General features: G+C 62.7%; 22 protein-coding genes and 1 pseudogene. 19 read left to right on the forward strand and 4 right to left on the reverse strand.

The features are described 5' to 3' along the window. On the reverse strand, positions 1-798 hold the full coding sequence (locus CVO77_RS12310; protein WP_105999315.1) for a TIGR02391 family protein: 798 nt from the start codon (positions 796-798) through the stop codon (positions 1-3). Between the two features lie 7 nt (positions 799-805). Beyond that, entirely contained in the window at positions 806-1,360 is a 555-nt protein-coding gene (locus CVO77_RS12315) for a hypothetical protein (RefSeq protein ID WP_105999316.1), read from the reverse strand. Between the two features lie 176 nt (positions 1,361-1,536). Here CVO77_RS12315 and CVO77_RS12320 point away from each other — a divergent pair, with 176 nt between their 5' ends. Beyond that, positions 1,537-2,322: a trypsin-like peptidase domain-containing protein gene (locus CVO77_RS12320; RefSeq protein WP_105999317.1), complete on the forward strand. Its 786-nt coding sequence runs from the start codon at positions 1,537-1,539 to the stop codon at positions 2,320-2,322. Positions 2,323-2,326: 4 nt separating this feature from the next. After that, positions 2,327-2,770 carry a hypothetical protein gene (locus CVO77_RS12325; protein ID WP_105999318.1) on the forward strand — a complete coding sequence of 148 codons (444 nt, stop codon included), beginning with the start codon at positions 2,327-2,329 and terminating at the stop codon, positions 2,768-2,770. Between the two features lie 36 nt (positions 2,771-2,806). Here CVO77_RS12325 and CVO77_RS12330 read toward each other — a convergent pair whose 3' ends face one another. Continuing rightward, positions 2,807-3,532: a Shedu anti-phage system protein SduA domain-containing protein gene (locus CVO77_RS12330; protein ID WP_105999319.1), complete on the reverse strand. Its 726-nt coding sequence runs from the start codon at positions 3,530-3,532 to the stop codon at positions 2,807-2,809. 239 nt (positions 3,533-3,771) lie between these two features. Between CVO77_RS12330 and dnaE2 the strand changes: the two are divergent. From dnaE2 to CVO77_RS12350, 4 genes and pseudogenes are all read left to right on the forward strand, one after another. Beyond that, a pseudogene (gene dnaE2, locus CVO77_RS21995) lies at positions 3,772-4,205 on the forward strand (error-prone DNA polymerase); the annotation flags it as partial. A gap of 59 nt (positions 4,206-4,264) precedes the next feature. Continuing rightward, positions 4,265-5,044, forward strand: coding sequence for a hypothetical protein (locus tag CVO77_RS12340; protein ID WP_146130863.1), 780 nt, complete (start codon positions 4,265-4,267; stop codon positions 5,042-5,044). A gap of 29 nt (positions 5,045-5,073) precedes the next feature. After that, positions 5,074-5,934: a hypothetical protein gene (locus CVO77_RS12345; protein WP_105999321.1), complete on the forward strand. Its 861-nt coding sequence runs from the start codon at positions 5,074-5,076 to the stop codon at positions 5,932-5,934. A gap of 325 nt (positions 5,935-6,259) precedes the next feature. Further along, entirely contained in the window at positions 6,260-6,580 is a 321-nt protein-coding gene (locus CVO77_RS12350) for a DUF736 domain-containing protein (protein ID WP_105999322.1), read from the forward strand. Positions 6,581-6,617: 37 nt separating this feature from the next. On the opposite strand, the gene CVO77_RS12355 is transcribed toward CVO77_RS12350, so the two are convergent. Next, positions 6,618-8,129, reverse strand: a complete 1,512-nt coding sequence (locus tag CVO77_RS12355; protein ID WP_146130864.1) for a DUF6035 family protein — start codon at positions 8,127-8,129, stop codon at positions 6,618-6,620. Positions 8,130-8,437: 308 nt separating this feature from the next. Here CVO77_RS12355 and CVO77_RS21420 point away from each other — a divergent pair, with 308 nt between their 5' ends. From CVO77_RS21420 to CVO77_RS12415, 13 genes are all read left to right on the forward strand, one after another. Then, a complete protein-coding gene (locus CVO77_RS21420) occupies positions 8,438-8,602 on the forward strand; it encodes a hypothetical protein (RefSeq protein ID WP_192878823.1) in 165 nt (54 codons plus the stop codon). A gap of 132 nt (positions 8,603-8,734) precedes the next feature. Continuing rightward, positions 8,735-9,193 (forward strand): hypothetical protein, encoded by a 459-nt coding sequence (locus tag CVO77_RS12360; RefSeq protein WP_105999324.1) that lies wholly within the window; start codon positions 8,735-8,737, stop codon positions 9,191-9,193. Between the two features lie 295 nt (positions 9,194-9,488). Continuing rightward, on the forward strand, positions 9,489-9,806 hold the full coding sequence (locus tag CVO77_RS12365) for a DUF736 domain-containing protein (RefSeq protein WP_105999325.1): 318 nt from the start codon (positions 9,489-9,491) through the stop codon (positions 9,804-9,806). A gap of 187 nt (positions 9,807-9,993) precedes the next feature. Next, entirely contained in the window at positions 9,994-10,191 is a 198-nt protein-coding gene (locus CVO77_RS12370; RefSeq protein ID WP_105999326.1) for a transcriptional regulator domain-containing protein, read from the forward strand. A gap of 103 nt (positions 10,192-10,294) precedes the next feature. Further along, complete coding sequence (locus CVO77_RS12375; RefSeq protein WP_242445920.1) at positions 10,295-10,762, forward strand: DUF2285 domain-containing protein; 468 nt, start codon at positions 10,295-10,297, stop codon at positions 10,760-10,762. A gap of 119 nt (positions 10,763-10,881) precedes the next feature. After that, positions 10,882-11,133, forward strand: coding sequence for a helix-turn-helix transcriptional regulator (locus tag CVO77_RS12380; RefSeq protein WP_105999327.1), 252 nt, complete (start codon positions 10,882-10,884; stop codon positions 11,131-11,133). Next, complete coding sequence (locus CVO77_RS12385; protein ID WP_105999328.1) at positions 11,133-11,660, forward strand: DUF2840 domain-containing protein; 528 nt, start codon at positions 11,133-11,135, stop codon at positions 11,658-11,660. The genes CVO77_RS12380 and CVO77_RS12385 overlap by 1 nt, the downstream gene beginning before the upstream one ends. Next, positions 11,657-12,232, forward strand: a complete 576-nt coding sequence (locus CVO77_RS12390) for a S26 family signal peptidase (RefSeq protein WP_105999329.1) — start codon at positions 11,657-11,659, stop codon at positions 12,230-12,232. Before CVO77_RS12385 ends, CVO77_RS12390 begins: the two co-directional genes overlap by 4 nt. A gap of 10 nt (positions 12,233-12,242) precedes the next feature. After that, positions 12,243-12,572 carry a DUF736 domain-containing protein gene (locus CVO77_RS12395; protein WP_105999330.1) on the forward strand — a complete coding sequence of 110 codons (330 nt, stop codon included), beginning with the start codon at positions 12,243-12,245 and terminating at the stop codon, positions 12,570-12,572. A 204-nt stretch (positions 12,573-12,776) separates the two neighbouring features. After that, positions 12,777-13,313 carry a lytic transglycosylase domain-containing protein gene (locus tag CVO77_RS12400; protein WP_242445921.1) on the forward strand — a complete coding sequence of 179 codons (537 nt, stop codon included), beginning with the start codon at positions 12,777-12,779 and terminating at the stop codon, positions 13,311-13,313. 223 nt (positions 13,314-13,536) lie between these two features. After that, entirely contained in the window at positions 13,537-15,285 is a 1,749-nt protein-coding gene (locus tag CVO77_RS12405) for a relaxase/mobilization nuclease domain-containing protein (RefSeq protein WP_105999332.1), read from the forward strand. Positions 15,286-15,298: 13 nt separating this feature from the next. Next, positions 15,299-17,284 (forward strand): conjugal transfer protein TraG, encoded by a 1,986-nt coding sequence (locus tag CVO77_RS12410; protein WP_105999333.1) that lies wholly within the window; start codon positions 15,299-15,301, stop codon positions 17,282-17,284. After that, on the forward strand, positions 17,281-17,706 hold the full coding sequence (locus CVO77_RS12415; RefSeq protein WP_105999334.1) for a ribbon-helix-helix protein, CopG family: 426 nt from the start codon (positions 17,281-17,283) through the stop codon (positions 17,704-17,706). The genes CVO77_RS12410 and CVO77_RS12415 overlap by 4 nt, the downstream gene beginning before the upstream one ends. Positions 17,707-17,781 lie beyond the last annotated feature (75 nt).

Genomic DNA, 17,781 nt, shown 5'->3' on the forward strand with positions numbered 1-17,781 from the left:
TCAAACCCTAGGCGGCATGTGCGCCGAATCTAATCGGCGATGGATAAGCGACACGATTGTCAGCAAATCCTCGGCGTCCTCTTTTGTCATCGACCAATATATGCGTGGTTCGTGGGCGGTAGGATTACGGAACATGCCAAAGGCTCCGCGCACGAGATTTGCAAATCCGCTCTGTTCACTACGCTGGCTACCGGTCGTCCGCGCATTTATTGCGAGCAGGGGCGGTTCACCTCCAAGTGCCCGATCAACCAGTGACGCACCATCGTCGGTCAGCCCAGTGCGTGAACGCATCTTGTCGGCGACACTTTTAACCGCTTCCTGCACGGCGTGAAAATAATCGTCGGCGAGCAGTTCGGCCCGGCAGAATTTCAAAACGTCCGCATGGACACCCCGCCCTTCCAGATCTGCCCGCAATTCCCGAGCCCGCCGCTGCGCCTCCGGTAAGGTTTGCGCTGCCTCGACTACAGAGATCGCACCCGTCTGGTCCACCACAAGTCCGGCGAAAGCCAACGCTTGATTCACGAGAGCCCTCATCGGTTCGTAGCGTTCCGGCGTGCGACTATATTGCGCGGGCTTCATCGCCTGACGGACAAATTCAAGGATATGTGTTCGGTTCTGCTTGTCGTTCTGGCTTTTGGCAAATGCATTGAAGATCCGAACACGTTTCGTGATTGGCCCAGGATCATTCAAATTGCATGTCGCGAAAAGATGCTGAATCTCGGTGCCCGTCAGACCGGCTTCAGTGTCGCCAAGAGCATCGGCAATGGCTTTCAACTGGTCCTGAGTGAAAAATGCCATCGGATACTTATCGGGGAAGCTGGAGTACGGCGGAGCGAATGCAGGCCGCATCGCTCGGATCCAAATCGAGATCGAGACACAGCTTGTAGAATTCGTCTGCCACCTCCTTTGGCGCGAGGTGATTGGCTCGGACGAGATGCCGCGCAACGGTCTCTAGCGGCGCGATGTCACCGGAAGTGATGGCGCCGCAATCGTCAACCGCGGCCTTGAACGCCTGGATGGCTGGTGCGGGAAGTTTGGCGCCGTAGATGAAATAGTGGAGATATTTCAGGAAATGGCCATGGCGCACCATCTCTTCGTGGGAGCGCACTTTCCTCATGAACAATTCTTGGCGCGAGCTGCCTCTCCCCGCCACATGATAGTCCGGGTCGGAAAAGAAGTTTAGACGCTGGGTCGGGATTGCCTTGCGCTTCAACAGACTCTCCGTGAGTCGGATCACCAGATCGCCGTTGGCGTGAAATGACTTGGTGTCACCGAGAGTATTCCGTGGATCAAATTGGATCGCGTTGACGAAGTCGTTTTCTTCTGACGTAAGATCGATAGTGAATGGGCTCTGTGTCATTTGATCTCCCTACCACCGCTCTCGATAACAGACTCGCGTGCAGGCAATTGCGGAATTGCATTGATACCAATTAGCGGAGGGACCGCCATGTCGGCAGCCAGAATCGTTAGCGTGAACCAAGCCGAGGAACTTTTGAAGAAAGCAGCTGAGATCGATAAAAAGATTGATCACAAACCGTGACGGCGCCCGGTGTCGATAGCTGTTCGCTCGTTCCTTTGTTCGTTGAAGCATACTTCCGTGACCAGCGTCTTGGCGTTGGAACGGCCTTTCCATGGCTCCTGCCTGACACAAGCCTCGCACTCATTACCAACTGGCATGTCGCCGCGGGGCGAAATCATGAAACCGATGCATGTTTGCATCCGATGGCGGGCGTTCCCGATCATCTGCGGGTTCATGTGCCTCAGAACGAGCGCAGCGACGCACCGTATATCGTTTCGGTTGCCACTATGGACGCTGAGGGTCGGCCCCTGTGGACCGAACATCCGACGTTAGGACGAGGAGTCGATGTTGTGGCGCTGGCATTCGTGCCGCCGCCCAATCTCTGTCTCATGCCGCTGAATGCGATGCCGATGGTCAGTCTCAAGCAACGTGTCGGTATGCCGGTTTTCATACTCGGGTTTCCATTTGGTCGAACGGGAATGGGAATGCCGGTTTGGAAGCAGGCTACGTTCGCGAGCGAACCCTGCCTCGCCCCTCACCTCGACAAACCCTATTTTATCGTTGATTCAGCCTCGCGGCCGGGCATGTCGGGTTCGCCCGTGATCCAGCGCGCGCATGGAAACATTGAGCTTGAGGACGGCCGTATCGGCACTGTTGGGAATGGCGATGGAGCGTTCAACTTCGTCGGAATTTATTCTGGTCGGTTCCATACCGAAGACGTCGACGACGCGCAGTTGGGGCGTGTTTGGCCTCGCGCGCTCCTCGAAGAGATATTGACATCACATCTTACCGCCAAAAGTTGAACCGATGAAGCCGGACGATGCGGCAATCGGCAAGGCAGCGGCCGAATTTCGATCTGCGCTGGACGCTATCGACGATCGGCATTGGCGAGCCGTCTACATTGATCATTTCCCGCGTGGTGCCTGCGGCCATTGTTCCGAGCTGCTGGCGCTTTTCCTGCTTGAGCGCTTCGGAATCACCGCCGACTATGTCTGCCGCGAATTCTATTCTGACTCGGGCGACCGCGAGACCAGCCATGCATGGCTCGAATGGAACGGCCTCATCATCGACATCTCTGGGGATCAATTTGAATGGCCGGCGGTGATCGTGACCCGGGACCGCGGCCGATATGATCTCGGTGTGGGCGAGCAGCGTCACCCGTTTGAGCTGGATCCTTCGTGGTGGTCGCAGCAGTGTTTGAGGATTTGGTCTGCGGCTCAGCCCTTTTTATCGGATAGGCACTCGGACTAGGCCTTAGGCGCAAAATACTTGATGGCCGACTGGTGCTCAGGCGGGTCGTCCGCCCAGAAAATCGGCTGTTTGCGCCCCCTCGTATGTCGGCGTTTCGAGCGCGGACGGCATCACATCGTTCAGCAGTCCACGCCGCAGACGATCATAGGTGGCGATCGATATCTTCGGGCTTAGGTCTTGGAAGCCTACCCTTACCTTTCGCTGCGCTTCATTCTCCAGGCGAGAATCCCCCATCACGATCGTCACACCATCCGGCTGTTTTATGCGTTCGTTTCCGACATTCACGCGGACATTCTCGATGTAGTTCGCGAAGTGGCTCATATATTCGCCGCACTGAGCAAGTGCTTTATGTGCTTCCGTACTAAGCCCGTCGCCGCGCTTGTTCGCGAACTGGACGTCAGGCCGTTTTAGCTCGATGATCTGCCAACTATAGCCGAGCGAGTTGCTCATGGCCGCTATAAAGTCAGGAATGAGACCGCGCTGGCCGTTTACCTGATTGGTCCGAATCCACCGTTTGGCATATGCCCATGTCCCGTGATGACCAGTCGTCCGGAATGCATATTGCAGAAGGTAGGGATGCGTCTCGATTATATTTTGCATCGCCTCTTCCGACCCTGTGGCCAAAGCGGCATCGAATTCTCCAGCCAGCTTGGCGCTAAAATCTCGTCTCGAACCGTACAGCGCGTCCGGAAATTGCTCTGCAAGTTCCCTGTGAAATCGCGCCTGATTTTCCGGTTTGGATAGCTCGAATAGAGTCGGCATCGTTTTCGCTCCTCTTGAACACAAAGTCTACCAGCGCCTCAGGCGGTTGAAAGCCCCCAACTGAGCGCGGCATCTGATGAGCGCGCTCTGGCCTCGGCACGCTCGGCCAGGGGGCGCGCTGATGTCGGGCCGCGCGGCGCACTCGGCTCGCTTTCCTTGCGGGGCGGCGGCTAGGCACTGACGCGCATCGCACGCCGCCCCGCTGCGGGCTCGCCAAGAGCGCGTCATTCTCTGGAGGGCATCCGCTGAGTTTCCTGCGCGATAAGCTCGGCACGATGGGGATCTTCCGCTGCGCCGATCTCGCGTCGATCCGAGACGGGCGCAATATCGAGGTCGCCGACGTCATTCTCGTCCGACAGCGGCCCGGGTCGGCGAAGGGTGTGCTCTTCGTTACGATCGAGGACGAGACGGGGATCGCCAACGGCATCGCTTCGACATCTTCCGGCGCCAAGTCATGTCGGCCTCGATGATCGGGATGCGCGGTCGGCTCCAGAAGGAGGGCGAGGTCATCCACATCATCTGCGACCGGATCGTCGATCATGATGCGATGCTGCGGTCGATCGCGCAGGGTGAAGTGTCGATCGCACCCGGTCGCGGGGATGGCGCGCGGAACGGAGGAGGACCGGATTCGCGCGATGCGCCGCTCCGCATCCGGAGTCATGATTTTCACTGAAACATGGCGAGGTTATCAGATATGTTGTCAATCCGATCGCAGCCGTCCACCAAGCAAATATGAACCTGAACGACGCTTTGAAATTGGTTGCGGATGCTCGCGCAGCCAATCCCCAGACCGACGTCCTCTATCAGGCGGTCGACGCGCGCTCCACCATTACCATAGACGTCTCTCCCGAGGAGACTTGGGGCAGCGAGACAACCGCCTTGGGGACGACCATCTCCGTGGCGCGCACGGCTCACCCTTCCGAAAGCCTGATGCACGAACTCCTCCACGCCGACTTGAAGCTGAAGGGATTTCGCCAACATCTGACGATGCTACGTGTGGATGACAACGACATGGTCCAACATGTCGTGCAGGCGCTTGACAATGAGCTTCAGCATCATCGAATGTTCCCGGCATTCGTGGCTGCGGGGCTCGATCCATCCAAATTTTACTGCGATTCAGATGGACAAACCTACAAGAGCGTCCGCACCGAACTCAAACGGATGAAACCGAAAGTGGCGACAACCGGATATTTGTTCCTCAAATATCTGTCTGCCATCGCACCCGGCGGTGCGGGCACCGACGCGGATCGCGAACAGCTCAAGCGGTTCTTTCGCTTGACGGTGCCAGGAGAAAAAATGGCGAAAATCGACGCTGCGGCAGAAATGCTGCTTGCATGGGGAGGCGGTACAAGTCTCGATGCTGGACCCGTCATTCGCGATATCCTTGAAGTCCTTGGTTTCAATGGCTGGTGGATCGGGGCCTCACACAATTTCCCGAAAGACGGCCATTTCATTGGGGCGCCGTTCACCATGCAGGACGCCGAGCGATATGCCGAAGTCTCGCAGGGCTGACGCTGACGGAATGGATCGGGCGACGACCGATGGCTGAACGCGGCGCAATCGCCTTCGAGCCGAAGGTCGAATTTCCCGACAACGCCTTCGAAGCAGCACGAATGTACCTCGCGCTGATGGCTTACCCCGAGCTAGGCGAAGGCCAGCCCGGCGAACGAGGATGCCGCCTCACTGAGGCGTTCTGGGAATATTATATGTGGAACTGGAGGCGGGTTCGCGGTCTGCGCGAGGTCCGTGCCGCGCTCGCCGCGCCCCGCTTCAACACGCCCCGCCAGCGCCGTTTCGAAGGCGCGGTGGAACGTGGCCGCCGCCGTATCATGCGCCGCTTCGCGGCATTCGACATCGTCGGAAGCCAGATGGTGAGCGCGATGTTCAACGCTAACGATATCGCCTACCGAATGAAAAGCGCGGGCGAGGATCCGTTCGAACGGAGCCACACGGGAGGACACGCAACCCTTCGAACCGACATCTGGCAGCGAGCCATGCCAAGCGCACGGCGCATCATTCGAAACAATCTACCCGGATGGTCGGAGAGCTTCGATCTGAAAGAGAGTGTCGTTCCGGCAGACCCGATCCAGAAAGAAAGGGATCTGGTTGCGCGCGGATTTGTGCAATCGCGGCCCGTCATCCACATGGTTCACGGCATCAACCAGATACTCGAGGATCATGAAAAGGACCTTTACGCGCTGGGCGATGCGGACTGGTTGCTCGTCCTGCTTTGGAACTGCGAAATCTGGATCTGGGAAGCCATCGAACATGCAGAGCGATGGCGGATACTCTCCGGCTGGACTCGCATGCCAATGATCGCTCCCGATCTGATGGTCGAGCTTGTGTCTCCAAAAATGTGCGCGAAATTGCCCACTGCGACGCCGGAAAGCGACCTGCCATAGTTCCCGATGAAAGGAGCTATGATGGAAGTGAATGACCTCGTCGCGCTGTTGGGCGCATTGGCCGCCTTGCTGTCCGCACTTGCCGGGCTGGTGACGGCCTGGCGCAAAAAGCCTGAAGAATAGCCGCCGTGACGGTTCGAATGTTGGCTATCCGCCTTCCGATCGACCTGCACCTTCCCCCTCAGTCGCCTTTCTGCGGGCCTCGACGCGCCTGTGCCGTCAACCCCGTTCGGGGTTCACCCTCGCTCTCGCTCGGTGACGGCCGCTCGCGGGCCCTCCCTTGGGCGCCATCGGGGATAGGCCCCGACGATTCAGGAGAAATTACATGGCCACCATCGCAAATCTCACCGTTAAGACGGACGGCAGCTTCGAAGGCACGCTTGCCACGCTCAGCGTCACCGCACCGATCGCGATCATCCCCAACGGTCGCAAGGCCAAGGACAGCGAACCCGATTATCGGGTCGTCAGTCGCAAAAATGGCTTCGAACTCGGTGCTGGCTGGGTTCGGACCTCGCAGACGACCGGTGCCGAATATGTCTCGGTGTCGCTGTCGGCCCCCGAACTTGGAACGATCTACTGCAACATTGCGAACGCGCCGGGCGATGACGCGTCGAAGAAGGTTTTGATCTGGAATCCGCCATCGTGACAGCAATCTGGCCCCGCTTGGGTGCGGGGCCAATCGCCTAGGACGAGCCGTCGCTCCGCGTGGCTCGCTCGAAATAGCCCTCGACCCGCTCGGCAACCTCCGGGAACAGGAAGCGCATGAGGGGAAAAAGTTCGGGATCTGGCAGCAGGGCCTCGTCGCGAATTTTCAGACGTGCGCCGATGTCCCATTTCCGATTAAGCCACTTGCCTGACACGTCCTCTCGCTCGATCTGCGGCATGCGCTGGTGAATCTCGAGGGCATATCCGAACGCAAGGATCAGGCGCGGGTGACTTTGAGCCAGTAGATGCGCGACCTGCACCAATTTATCGTAGTTCCATCCGACTGGCTTGCCCTCGCGAGCGCTGTAAAGAGCGCTGACCATCGCCCTGACCTCCGCAGAAGTGTCGGGGTATTCGGGCAGCGGAATGGCTCTCCATGCGAAACGGCCGCGCAAGCCGAGCCACGCGCCCCGGCTTTCGCTCGTATGCCGAAACGTCCCGCCATATTCGAGCCAGAATTCGAAGAAATCCTTCCGGTCATTCGCGTCTAGCTCGCCACGCCGCCTCGCAGCCTCCGCCTCCAACCGCGCTATCTCTGCGAGGCGTTGCTCTTCTGCCGCAGCCTCGGCCTCGGCTCGATCCGCAGCGATTGCGACGCGTATCTCGGCCTCTGCTCCATCATAGTCGAAGTAAAAAGCGCGTTGGCCGTCGCGGTCTTGGGTCAGCGTCGAGAAGGCGACAATTTCGCTCTCGAAGCGATCGGTTACCTCATAGCCCGACCTTATCGGTCGACGAAAATGACAGCGGAAGTGAAGTTGCTCACGCTCCAGCGAAATCCGGACTGTCTCGTCATCAATGACAAAGAGATTCGAATTGTTCGGAAACAGAAGGTCATCGGTGGTCATCAAGCGATACGAAGGATCAAATCCCCTGAACAACCAAATTAGCAAGGCACTCTCTTCGCGGTAGAAATCTCGCCTCCCCACCACAACCCGCAAAAATGTCGTCGAAAGCTGGACCTCGAAGGCAATTTTGCCACTGCTGTCCTCGGCCTGGACGTCGGGCCTGCGATAGGCCTTCTCGCGGGTACTGCTCTTCCAATGCTGCTCAGTCGCAATATCGGAGAAGCTCGGATCCGCATCGAGGCACCTGAGCAGCATGGCCTTGAGCTGCTTATGCGGCTCGCTCTCGCGCAGGCCATGATATTTTCGGGCGCGAATCTCTTCCTCTGAAAGAGGCGAGCGCGTCCGTGCGGGACAGGATCCATCCTCATGCCGGTGGCGGAAGAAGAAGATGTGCTCTTCGGGCCGCGAAACGAGATAGACAGGCACCATACAGTCCGCACAGACGAACCGTGGTTCGTCCCGATGCATACGGCCGAGGATGATCCCGCGCTCTTTGACCAGCTCCTGATAGAGGAAGCTTGTTATAAAACCCCTCGACTCCATGAACTCGCCTGTGTCGAGGTCGAGCACCTCCGCAATCGCCGGACGAGGAACCGAACGCGCTGGTGCCAATGGCGCTTCGGTAATCGCTGCACTGCCCCACATGCGTGCAGGATATCACTGCTAGCCAATCGGGGACAAGGCGCGAAGATCGACTGGCGCGCATTTTGGATCATTCAGCTTTGGTATGAGACGACGGCACCGGCGATGCGTTGACTCCAGCTCTGCGGATCTCATCCCGCTCTCGATTGCCGCTAATCCCTTGGTCGAGGCCATGCCTCCTTCAATCAACCCGCAAGGGGTCCCTGCGCTGCGCTTGGGCCTCCGCTGCGCTGCGGTGATTGCGGCCCGTCCCCGTCCGGCGGGGCGACTGTCGAGCGGGAATGGACCCGCTCCCGGACAGGAGCCTCGATATGCCGCTTTCCACCGCCCAATCGCTCGGCTGGAACCTCGCCCGCACGATGATGACCATCATCGTCCTGATCGAAACCGCACAAGGATATTCGGTGATGCCGCTCGATGAATTCGACGGCGATCCCAGCTGCATCGTCTGCGAATATGATCCCTTCGCTCGCTGACATCGGCGAGAAACCCCCAAGGTGGTTCCAGTTGCGGTTCCGCCTTCGGGGCGCCGCTGCTATGATCGGGAGGCAGAATGCGCTGTGGTGGAGGTGGCGAGCGCGTCCGACGGGAGGACGCTTGTGACTTTGATGATCATCCTGGGCGGCGTAGCCGCCCTCTATCTCATCTGGCTCCTGTTCCGGCTCGCGACCTTTGCCCTGCCGGTCTATTCCGCGGTCGGCGCGGGCCTCTTTGTTCACGCCCAAGGCTATGGAACCGCCGCCATGCTGCTGGCCGGCTTCACCACCGGCCTGATCGTCTATCTGACGGGTCAGGCGGTCTTCGTCTCGGTCAGGTCTCCCCTCCTCCGATTCCTTGTCGCCCTATTGTTCGCCGTGCCCGCGGGCTTTGCGGGATATCAGGCGATGACGGGGCTGCTCGGGCTGATGATCGAGGACGGCATCTGGACAAACTGCCTGGCCTTCTTTGCCGGTCTTGCCACTGCCTCCGCCGCATGGCGCAGTCTCGCGGGCGCCGCGCCGGCATCGGGACTATCGGCACCAGACCCGCAGTCAAAAGAGCTCAACCCTTCGACGCCGCAGGCCTAGACCTCATTTTCCTTCCCGTCCCGGCAACCCTTTCCTTTCTTCCGGGCACCAGCACGGCCTATCGACATGCGCGATCTGGCAGCAAGCCGCTGACGCTGGGCCAGCTTGCCGCAACGGCGCATCTTCGACTTTCTTCCCCCGGCGTACCGCCGTTCCTCGCGAGCCAAGAAAGCCGGATCGCGCCGTCCTTCGCTGCGCTGCGTGCCCTTCGGGCTGCGGCGCCGTCCCCTTGCTGCCCACCGATGCGCATCGAGGCCGCGCTGGTGCGGCTCGAGCCCAAGGAAAGGACAGCATCATGACCAAGATCGGCAGCTTCACGAAGACCGCCTCCGGCGAATATCAGGGCGAGATCGTCACCCTTTCGGTGCAGGCCCAATCGGTACGCATCGTCCCCGACGCCAATGCCAGCGGCAACGCGCCAAGCCACCGCGTCCTCATCGGCGAGGCCGAAGTCGGCGCCGCCTGGCCGAAATCCACCCAGGACGACCGCCCCTATCTCTCGGTCAAGCTCGATGACCCGACCTTCTCCGGTCCGATCTTCGCACAGCTCTTCGCGGGCGAGGGTGAAGCGCATGACCTGGTGTGGAGCCGTCCGACCCGGCGCGGCAACTGACCCGCAGGCCATCGCCGCCCGGCACCCACCGGGCGGCGATAGTCTCAATTTGAGGCCTTTTCCCGGCGAAATCGGCAAGCGATGGGTTAAGTATCTGTGCTTTATACGCCGATAACCAGAAGCTGGGTCGCTGTGGAAATCGGCAGATTATCTTTGCCTTGCACTCACTTAGCTTCGGGAGGTGCGCATGCAGCCCATAGTCGACTGGCGGTCCCAGGATTTTCTGAAGATATTTGAACGATATGATCGCGCGGACTTCGCGCAGGAATTCCTGCGCCGCAATCCGCGCTATCGCGCCGCCTATCGTGCCGGCGCCGCGTCCGGGCGGTCGCGCTCCGCGCTTCGCAGGCTCGCCCGCCACTGGGGGTTGGTCTTTCGCCGTTGATCCCGATGCCCGGGCCGAGCAGGCGCCCGCCCTCTGGCGCCCCGAACTCTGTCCGTCGATCACCATAGCGGCCCCGGCCCCGTCCGGTTTCCCGGGACCCGCCTTGTCCGACGTCGCCGCTTCGGGCGGCATCGCCGCCGAATGGCTCGCATACCGCGAATGGCATCTCGTGCTCGCCATCGGCGGCCGCCGCTACCGGCTCTGGATCGCCGATTGCCTGCACAATGAGGCGCTCGCCTATGTGGTGCCGGCCGACGATCATATCGCTGAACGCCAGGCAGCGACCGAGGCGCTCCACGGATGGATCATGGCGTGCTCCGCTTCGGTCCCGCCGGGTCAGCCCGGCCCCACCGAGCGCTGGCGGCTGGTGCAGTGGCTGCGCTTGCTCGACGCGCTCGATGAAAACATAGCCCCGCGCGACCTCGCCGCGACCCTCATCCTGCCCGACGCCGGCTCCTATTCCGCTGCCGAATGGGATGCGTCGAGCGAGCGCCGCCGCCTCGCGCGCTGGCAGCATAGCGCAATCGCGATGCGCGACGGCGGCTATCTCGCCCTGCTCGCGGGCGGCTGATCGGGACATTCCGCAGCCCGTCACTTTGTCCGTTCCCGAATCGCGCCCCGATTTTCGATTGTCGCCGCCTGCCCGCCGGCCCCCTCTCGGGTGTCCGGCGCGGCATCAGGAGACCCTCGATGAGCGATTTCGCCGCCCCCATTGTCCCGCGATTTCTGAAAACACCCGACGCCGCCGTCCATCTCGGCTTGTCGGCCCGCACGCTCGAAAAGCATCGTTGCTACGGAACCGGCCCGGTCTATCGCAAGCTCGGTGGCCGCATCGTCTATGCGATGGAGGATTTGAACGCCTGGGCCGAAATCGGCCGGCGTCATTCGACCTCCGATCCGGGCAAAGGCACCATCCTCCCCGCGCGCCCGGTGCAGCGCTGATGTGCAGCGGACAGGCTTCGAGCGGGACGGCTGGCTGCGCTGCGCCGCCGCCCGGCGGGCCGCAGGACAGCCTGACCGAAGTCGAACTGACCTGGATCGAAGGGCGCCTCGAGCAGTGGATTCGCTTCGGCCGTATCGCCGCCGAGCGCATCCTGAGCCGCAGCACCAAGCGGGTCGACTTCCGTCCGGGCGCGACCTTCGCCTTCGTCCGCTGGACGTCGAACGACTATGGCACGGTGCATTCGAGCATTGTGATCGCGACTGCGGTTGCTACGGGCGCGCCCTATTCGACGCTGCCATTCGTTCGCCCCGGTGCCGATCTCCTGCTCCGCATCGACGGCTGGCAAAAGGTTCAGCAGGTCCTGCAAGCCATCGATGCGGTCGAGGCGACCGGCGTCGATGCTTGCGATGCGGCGCCCGACCATTGGCGTCATGTCGGCAACCGCATTGCGACCGGAATGCCGTTCCGCCCTTATGGGTCAGATCGCCATTCGGCATGGCTTCGCCGCCGGGCGATCGAGGCATGAACCGCCGCTATCTCCATGCGACGGTTGCCGCCGCGTCGCTCTTCGGCACTCTCTTTGTAGCGGTCGCCTGGCTGGCGCCGGCGCCGCGCCTGCTCTGGAATGCCAGCGCGAGTGCTCCGATCGGGCTGTATCGGATCGACCCGGGTGCGACGCCGAGAGCAGGTGATCTGGTCGCGATCCGGCCGTCGCCGCCGCTCGGCGCCTGGCTTGCCGAGCGCCAGTATCTCCCCGCTGGCGTGCCGCTTTTGAAGCGCGTTGCGGCCCTTCCAGGAGCCCGCATTTGCCGTTCAGGCGTCTTCGTGACGATCGACGGCCTTGCCGCCGCGCGCGCCATGGCGCGCGATCGCCTCGGCCGGCCACTGCCGTTCTGGCTCGGCTGCCGGATCGTTGGCCCCGACGAACTCTTCCTCCTCAATGCCGCGCCGGACAGTCTCGACGGGCGCTATTTCGGACCGCTGCCCGCCGCCGGGCTGCTCGGCGTCGCACATCCCGTCATGACCCGCCCGGCTTCCGGTGCGCCGCTTAGCGCCCACCGGCCCTCCCCGGACCAGACTTCATCCCAAGCTGAATAGGAGATCACGCATGATTATCGGAACATTCCGTCGGCAAGACGATGGCTACGCCGGCCACATCCGCACGCTCGCTTTTGATGCGGAGATCAACATCGCGCGCGCGCAGATATCGGAGACCGAGAACGCGCCGACGTGGCGCGTCTATCTCGGCGACGCCGAGGCCGGCATCGAGATCGGGGCGGGCTGGACGCGCTGCGGATCGCGCGGAATCTATCTTGCGTTGCAGATCGACGATCCACTGTTCGCCGCACCGATCAGCGCCAATTTGTTCGATTCGCGTCAGCTTGACGGCCCGCATCTGCTCTTCTGGTCGCGTGCCGACGCGAGCGAGAAGGGCTGAACCATGGCGCGCACTCTTCGCGCTCGTACCGGCTTCGTGCTCCGCTGGGCATGTCCATGCGGTGCCCTGCTGGCAGCGCTCAGCGTGCCCACGAGCTGCACAGCTGCGACAGCGGCGACAGCGGAAACCAGCCACCCTTATGCAGCGCCCGTCGCCGAAGCATCGCAGCGCTTCGGCATTCCGGAACGCTGGATATGGCGCGTCATGCACGCCGAAAGTCGCGGCAATCAACGCGCAGTTTCGCGCGTCGGAGCGATGGGGCTGATGCAGATCATGCCGCCGACCTGGGCGATGCTGTCGGCACGCCATCGCCTCGGCGGCGACCCTTTCGACGTGCGCGCGAATATCCTCGCTGGCGCGGCCTATCTGCGCGCAATGTGGGACCGCTATGGCGATGTGCGGCTGATGCTTGCAGCCTATAATGCCGGGCCCGGACGCGCCGATGCCTATGCGGCGGGAAGGCGCGGCCTGCCCGCCGAGACCATCGCCTATGTCCGCCAGATCGCGCCCGAACTCGGCGTCTCGGACGGGCCTTCGTCCGTCCCCGCGCCTGCCCTCGCTGCGCCCGGCTGGCGCAACGCATCGTTGTTCGCCGCGAGTCCACAGCTCACCGACACGGCCGATACGCGCACGGTCGCTGCTCCGACATTGCGCGACGAAGCCGCCCCGCCGCCTGTACGGACCATGCCCATTGCTCCGTCGAATCCGTTGTTCGTTCCGCTGTCTGGGCCAGCCGAATGACGCGGGTCGCTATGCGCCCGGGTGGAGTGATCGTCTGCCTGTTCGGGGCATTTTTCGGTGGCTGGAGGGGAAATCTGGGAGGGCGAGATAAAAGACGTGCCAGCTTCCGGCACGTAGGTGGTTGGTTTGATGCGATAATCCCATATGGCTCTGGCGCGCCCCTGCCATACATCTCTTCTGAAAATCCTTATGGGGCAAAGACTTGCCGTCTGGCAGCCGCCCAATGAGCTCCGGCGACAGCGATTTTCGGATTCGGCCGGGAAGAGGGCGCGACGCGGGCCGGGGGTCGGGCGGCAAGGGGCAGCGGCTCGCGGCGCAGGTTCGCCGCGCCGCCGCGCGGCAGGGCCTCACGCCTTTGCGCAAGGGTGGCCGCGGCGGCACGCAACGCCTCGGACGCGGACGGCGCGCCGTAGCGGTGGCGCGCTTTCGGGCGAATGGCCGCCGCGTCGTGGTCAAGGCGCGCGTCGTGCGGCACAAGGGCATGCGCTTTCGCGCCGCGCCGCTCGCCAAGCATATATCCTATCTCGAACGCGACGGCGTCACGCGCGACGGGCGCGATGCGTCGTTGTTCGACGCCCAGGGCGACGCGGCAGATCGCGGCGCCTTCGCCGCGCGCTGTGACGGCGACCGGCACCATTTCCGCTTCATCGTCAGCCCCGAAGACGCTGGTGCGATGGACGATCTGCGCGGTTTTACCCGCGACCTGATGAAGGACATGTCGCGCGACCTTGGGACCGGCCTCGATTGGGTCGCGATCGACCATTGGAATACCGACAATCCGCACATCCACATCCTGGTTCGCGGCGTCGCCGATGACGGGATAGATCTTGTCATCGATCGCGCCTATGTGAGCGAGGGCATCCGCTTCCGCGCCGAGGAACGCGTGACACTCGAGCTCGGCCTGAGAAGCGAGCGCGAGATGACCCAGGCGATCGAACGCGAAGTCGATGCCGAGCGCTGGACCAGCCTCGACCGGCAGATTGAACGCGCGGTCGCCGAGAGCGGCGGCCTTCTCGATCTCCGCCCTGCACCCGTCTGCGATCAGGCGTCGGACCGGATGCTGCGCGGCCGCGCGGCGACGCTCGAGCGGCTCGGTCTGGCCGAGCGCCTTGGCCCCGCAATGTGGATGGTCGATCCGGGCGCCGAACGCGCGCTGCGCGATCTCGCCGATCGCGGCGACATCATCAAGACGATGCACCGCGCGATGCAGCGGAGCGGAATGGCATTCGACACGTCGGCGCTCGCGCTGCACCGCGAGACGCCCGGCGATCCGATCGTCGGTCGCCTCGTCGCGCGCGGCCTCGACGACGAGCTCGCCGGCAACGCCTTCGCGATCGTCGACGGCGTTGATGGCCGCACCCATCATATCCGCTTCGACGACATCGAATGGACCGGCGATGCGAAGTCGGGCGCGATCGTTGAACTGCGCAGCTGGGAAGGGCGCGGCGGCACTGCACGGCTGTCGCTCGCGGTGCGATCCGATCTCCCGCTTGCCGAGCAGATCGAAGCGAGCGGGGCAACCTGGCTCGATCGCCAGCTCGTCGCGCCGGGCACAGTCCTCGCGGGATCGGGGTTCGGGTTGGCGGTGCGCGATGCGATGGACGCGCGCGCCACATTTCTCGAAGGCGAAGGCCTCGCCCGGCGGCAAGGCGAGAGGCTCGTCATGACGAGCGGTCTCATCGACACATTGAGGCAGCGCGACCTCGACGCGGCGCATGCCGCCATCGCCGCGCGAACCGGTCTCGCGCATCAGCCCTCGGCGAATGGCGAACATGTCAGCGGCATCTATCGCGAACGCGTGTCGCTCGCTTCGGGGCGCTTCGCGATGATCGACGACGGGCTTGGCTTCCAGCTCGTTCCCTGGCGGCCGGCGCTTGATCGGCACCTCGGGCAGCATGTCGCCGGCACGATGGCAGCAGGCGGTTCGATCGACTGGTCGCTCGGGCGCGGTCGCGGGATCGGCATTGGATGAAAGGATTGATGCAATGAACGATCGAATCCTCTGGGGCCAGATCGCGGCAGTCGGCGCGATCGTGACCGCCGCGATCTGGACAGCGACGCAGTGGACCGCCGCCTCGCTGGGCTTTCAGCCCGAACTTGGCGCGCCCTGGTTCCGGATCGATGGCTATCCGGTCTATCCGCCGCCCGCCTTCTTCTGGTGGTGGTTTGCCTTCGACGCCTATGCGCCGGCCATCTTCCTCAAGGGCGCCGGCATTGCCGCATCGGGAGGTTTCCTCTCGATCATCGTCGCGATCGCCATGTCGGTCTGGCGTGCCCGCGAGCGGCGGCGCGCCGAAACCTATGGCTCGGCGCGATGGGCGAGCGATCGCGAAATCCGAAAGGCCGGCATGCTCGGGTCCGATGGCGTCATTCTCGGTCGCATGGGCGGCGCCTATCTCCGCCACGATGGCGCCGAGCATATTCTCTGCTTCGCGCCCACAAGATCGGGCAAGGGTGTCGGGCTCGTCGTCCCGACATTGCTCACCTGGCCGGGGAGTTGCATCGTCCACGACATCAAGGGCGAGAACTGGCAGCTCACCGCGGGCTTTCGCGCGCAGCACGGCCGCGTCCTGCTCTTCGATCCCACCAACCGCGCCTCTGCCGCCTATAATCCGTTGCTCGAAGTCCGGCGCGGCGAATGGGAAGTGCGCGACGTGCAGAACGTCGCCGACGTGCTTGTCGATCCGGAAGGCAGCCTCGAGAAGCGTAATCACTGGGAAAAAACGAGCCACGCACTGCTCGTTGGCGCGATCCTCCATGTTCTTTACGCCGAACCCGACAAGAGCCTCGCCGGGGTCGCGGCCTTTCTGTCCGATCCGCGCCGGCCGATTGCCGCGACGCTCCACCGGATGAAGGCGACCCGCCATCTCGACGACCGGCCCCACCCGGTCGTCGCCGCGGCGGCGCAGGAACTGCTCAACAAGAGCGAGAATGAACGTTCGGGCGTTCTGTCGACCGCCATGTCGTTTCTCGGCCTCTACCGCGATCCCGTGATCGCGGCGGTCACCGGATCGTCCGAATGGCGGATCGCCGATCTTTTGGCAGGTCCGGAGCCCGTGTCGCTCTATCTGGTCGTACCGCCCGGCGATATCAGCCGGACGAAGCCGCTCATCCGGCTCATCCTCAACCAGATCGGGCGCCGTCTCACCGAAGAACTCGGGCCGCGCGATCGATCGCGGCGCCTGCTGCTGATGCTCGACGAATTTCCGGCGCTCGGACGGTTGGATTTCTTCGAGAGCGCGCTCGCCTTCATGGCGGGCTACGGGATCAAGGCCTTCCTGATCGCGCAGTCGCTCAACCAGATCGAGAAGGCCTATGGCCTCAACAATGCGATTCTCGACAATTGCCATGTCCGCGTGAGTTTCGCGACCAATGACGAGCGAACCGCCAAGCGAATCTCGGACGCGCTCGGGACAGCGACCGAGATGCGCGCGATGAAGAATTACGCCGGCCACCGTCTTTCGCCATGGCTCGGCCATCTCATGATCTCGCGCACCGAAACGGCGCGCGCGTTACTGACGCCCGGCGAGGTCATGCAGCTCCCGCCCGACGACGAGATTGTCATGGCGGCTGGCGTTGCGCCGATCCGCGCGCGCAAGGCACGCTATTTTCGCGATCGCCGATTGATGGCTAGGGTCCTTCCGCCTCCAGCCGTCGGCGGAACGCCGAAGCCACGCACCGGTGACTGGTCGCTGTTGCCGGAGCCGCAGAGGCCGGCTCCCAAAGAAGCGAAGGCCGATGAGGAGGTAAGCGAAGCGAGCGACACCGAGAACGCCGGCATTCGGCAGGAACCCGAACTGCCGCTCCACGAAGATATCGCGCCGGTTCCACCGGCACCCGCAGGCGAGTTTGATTTTGGCGAGGAGGATAGCCAAGGCGACGCCGCTCGCCTTCGTCAGGCCGCCGATCGCCGCATGGCGCGAAACGCCCGCACGGCATCGCTCGACCCAAATGACGGGATCGACCTGTGACCAAGGCGAGCATCAAGCAGACCTTCCGCCTCGACGCGGAGCTTGTTCGCCTCGTGGCGGAGCGGGCGCGGCAACGACGGGTGACGCGCACCGAAATTGTAGAGGCGGCGCTCGCTTCGCTACTCTCTGCCGATCATGAGGAACGGTTGGAGGCAGCGCTTACGAAGCGGATCGACAAACTGGCGCGCGGGCTCGAGCGGCTCGAATGGAACCTCGACCTGTCGAACGAGGCTTTCGCGCTCTTTGTCCGCTTTTGGCTGACGAGCACGGCGCCGCTTCCGGATACGGCTTTACCCGCCGCGCAGGCGACGGGACGCAAGCGATGGGAAGGATTTGTGGAGTCGCTAAGCCGCCGCATGGAGGCTGGCCCGAAACTCGCCGAAGAACTGTCTAGAGACGTAGGCAACAGCTTTTCTAAATGAATCACGCGGGGGACTGCCTATGCCCGGGACGCGCTATGGGCAGCCTGTCATTTCCAGTTGCCGCGATTTCTGCCA

Origin of the sequence: Sphingopyxis lindanitolerans, assembly GCF_002993885.1 — a bacterium.
Classification (GTDB): domain Bacteria; phylum Pseudomonadota; class Alphaproteobacteria; order Sphingomonadales; family Sphingomonadaceae; genus Sphingopyxis; species Sphingopyxis lindanitolerans.

Excerpts from the sequence above, each read along its gene's own strand:
- CVO77_RS12310 (WP_105999315.1), bottom strand. The coding sequence starts at position 798 with ATGGCATTTTTCACTCAGGACCAGTTGAAAGCCATTGCCGATGCTCTT.
- CVO77_RS12315 (WP_105999316.1), bottom strand. The coding sequence starts at position 1,360 with ATGACACAGAGCCCATTCACTATCGATCTTACGTCAGAAGAAAACGAC.
- CVO77_RS12325 (WP_105999318.1), top strand. The coding sequence starts at position 2,327 with ATGAAGCCGGACGATGCGGCAATCGGCAAGGCAGCGGCCGAATTTCGA.
- CVO77_RS12330 (WP_105999319.1), bottom strand. The coding sequence starts at position 3,532 with ATGCCGACTCTATTCGAGCTATCCAAACCGGAAAATCAGGCGCGATTT.
- CVO77_RS12340 (WP_146130863.1), top strand. The coding sequence starts at position 4,265 with ATGAACCTGAACGACGCTTTGAAATTGGTTGCGGATGCTCGCGCAGCC.
- CVO77_RS12345 (WP_105999321.1), top strand. The coding sequence starts at position 5,074 with ATGGCTGAACGCGGCGCAATCGCCTTCGAGCCGAAGGTCGAATTTCCC.
- CVO77_RS12350 (WP_105999322.1), top strand. The coding sequence starts at position 6,260 with ATGGCCACCATCGCAAATCTCACCGTTAAGACGGACGGCAGCTTCGAA.
- CVO77_RS12355 (WP_146130864.1), bottom strand. The coding sequence starts at position 8,129 with ATGTGGGGCAGTGCAGCGATTACCGAAGCGCCATTGGCACCAGCGCGT.
- CVO77_RS21420 (WP_192878823.1), top strand. The coding sequence starts at position 8,438 with ATGCCGCTTTCCACCGCCCAATCGCTCGGCTGGAACCTCGCCCGCACG.
- CVO77_RS12360 (WP_105999324.1), top strand. The coding sequence starts at position 8,735 with ATGATCATCCTGGGCGGCGTAGCCGCCCTCTATCTCATCTGGCTCCTG.
- CVO77_RS12365 (WP_105999325.1), top strand. The coding sequence starts at position 9,489 with ATGACCAAGATCGGCAGCTTCACGAAGACCGCCTCCGGCGAATATCAG.
- CVO77_RS12370 (WP_105999326.1), top strand. The coding sequence starts at position 9,994 with ATGCAGCCCATAGTCGACTGGCGGTCCCAGGATTTTCTGAAGATATTT.
- CVO77_RS12380 (WP_105999327.1), top strand. The coding sequence starts at position 10,882 with ATGAGCGATTTCGCCGCCCCCATTGTCCCGCGATTTCTGAAAACACCC.
- CVO77_RS12385 (WP_105999328.1), top strand. The coding sequence starts at position 11,133 with ATGTGCAGCGGACAGGCTTCGAGCGGGACGGCTGGCTGCGCTGCGCCG.
- CVO77_RS12390 (WP_105999329.1), top strand. The coding sequence starts at position 11,657 with ATGAACCGCCGCTATCTCCATGCGACGGTTGCCGCCGCGTCGCTCTTC.
- CVO77_RS12395 (WP_105999330.1), top strand. The coding sequence starts at position 12,243 with ATGATTATCGGAACATTCCGTCGGCAAGACGATGGCTACGCCGGCCAC.
- CVO77_RS12400 (WP_242445921.1), top strand. The coding sequence starts at position 12,777 with ATGCACGCCGAAAGTCGCGGCAATCAACGCGCAGTTTCGCGCGTCGGA.
- CVO77_RS12405 (WP_105999332.1), top strand. The coding sequence starts at position 13,537 with ATGAGCTCCGGCGACAGCGATTTTCGGATTCGGCCGGGAAGAGGGCGC.
- CVO77_RS12410 (WP_105999333.1), top strand. The coding sequence starts at position 15,299 with ATGAACGATCGAATCCTCTGGGGCCAGATCGCGGCAGTCGGCGCGATC.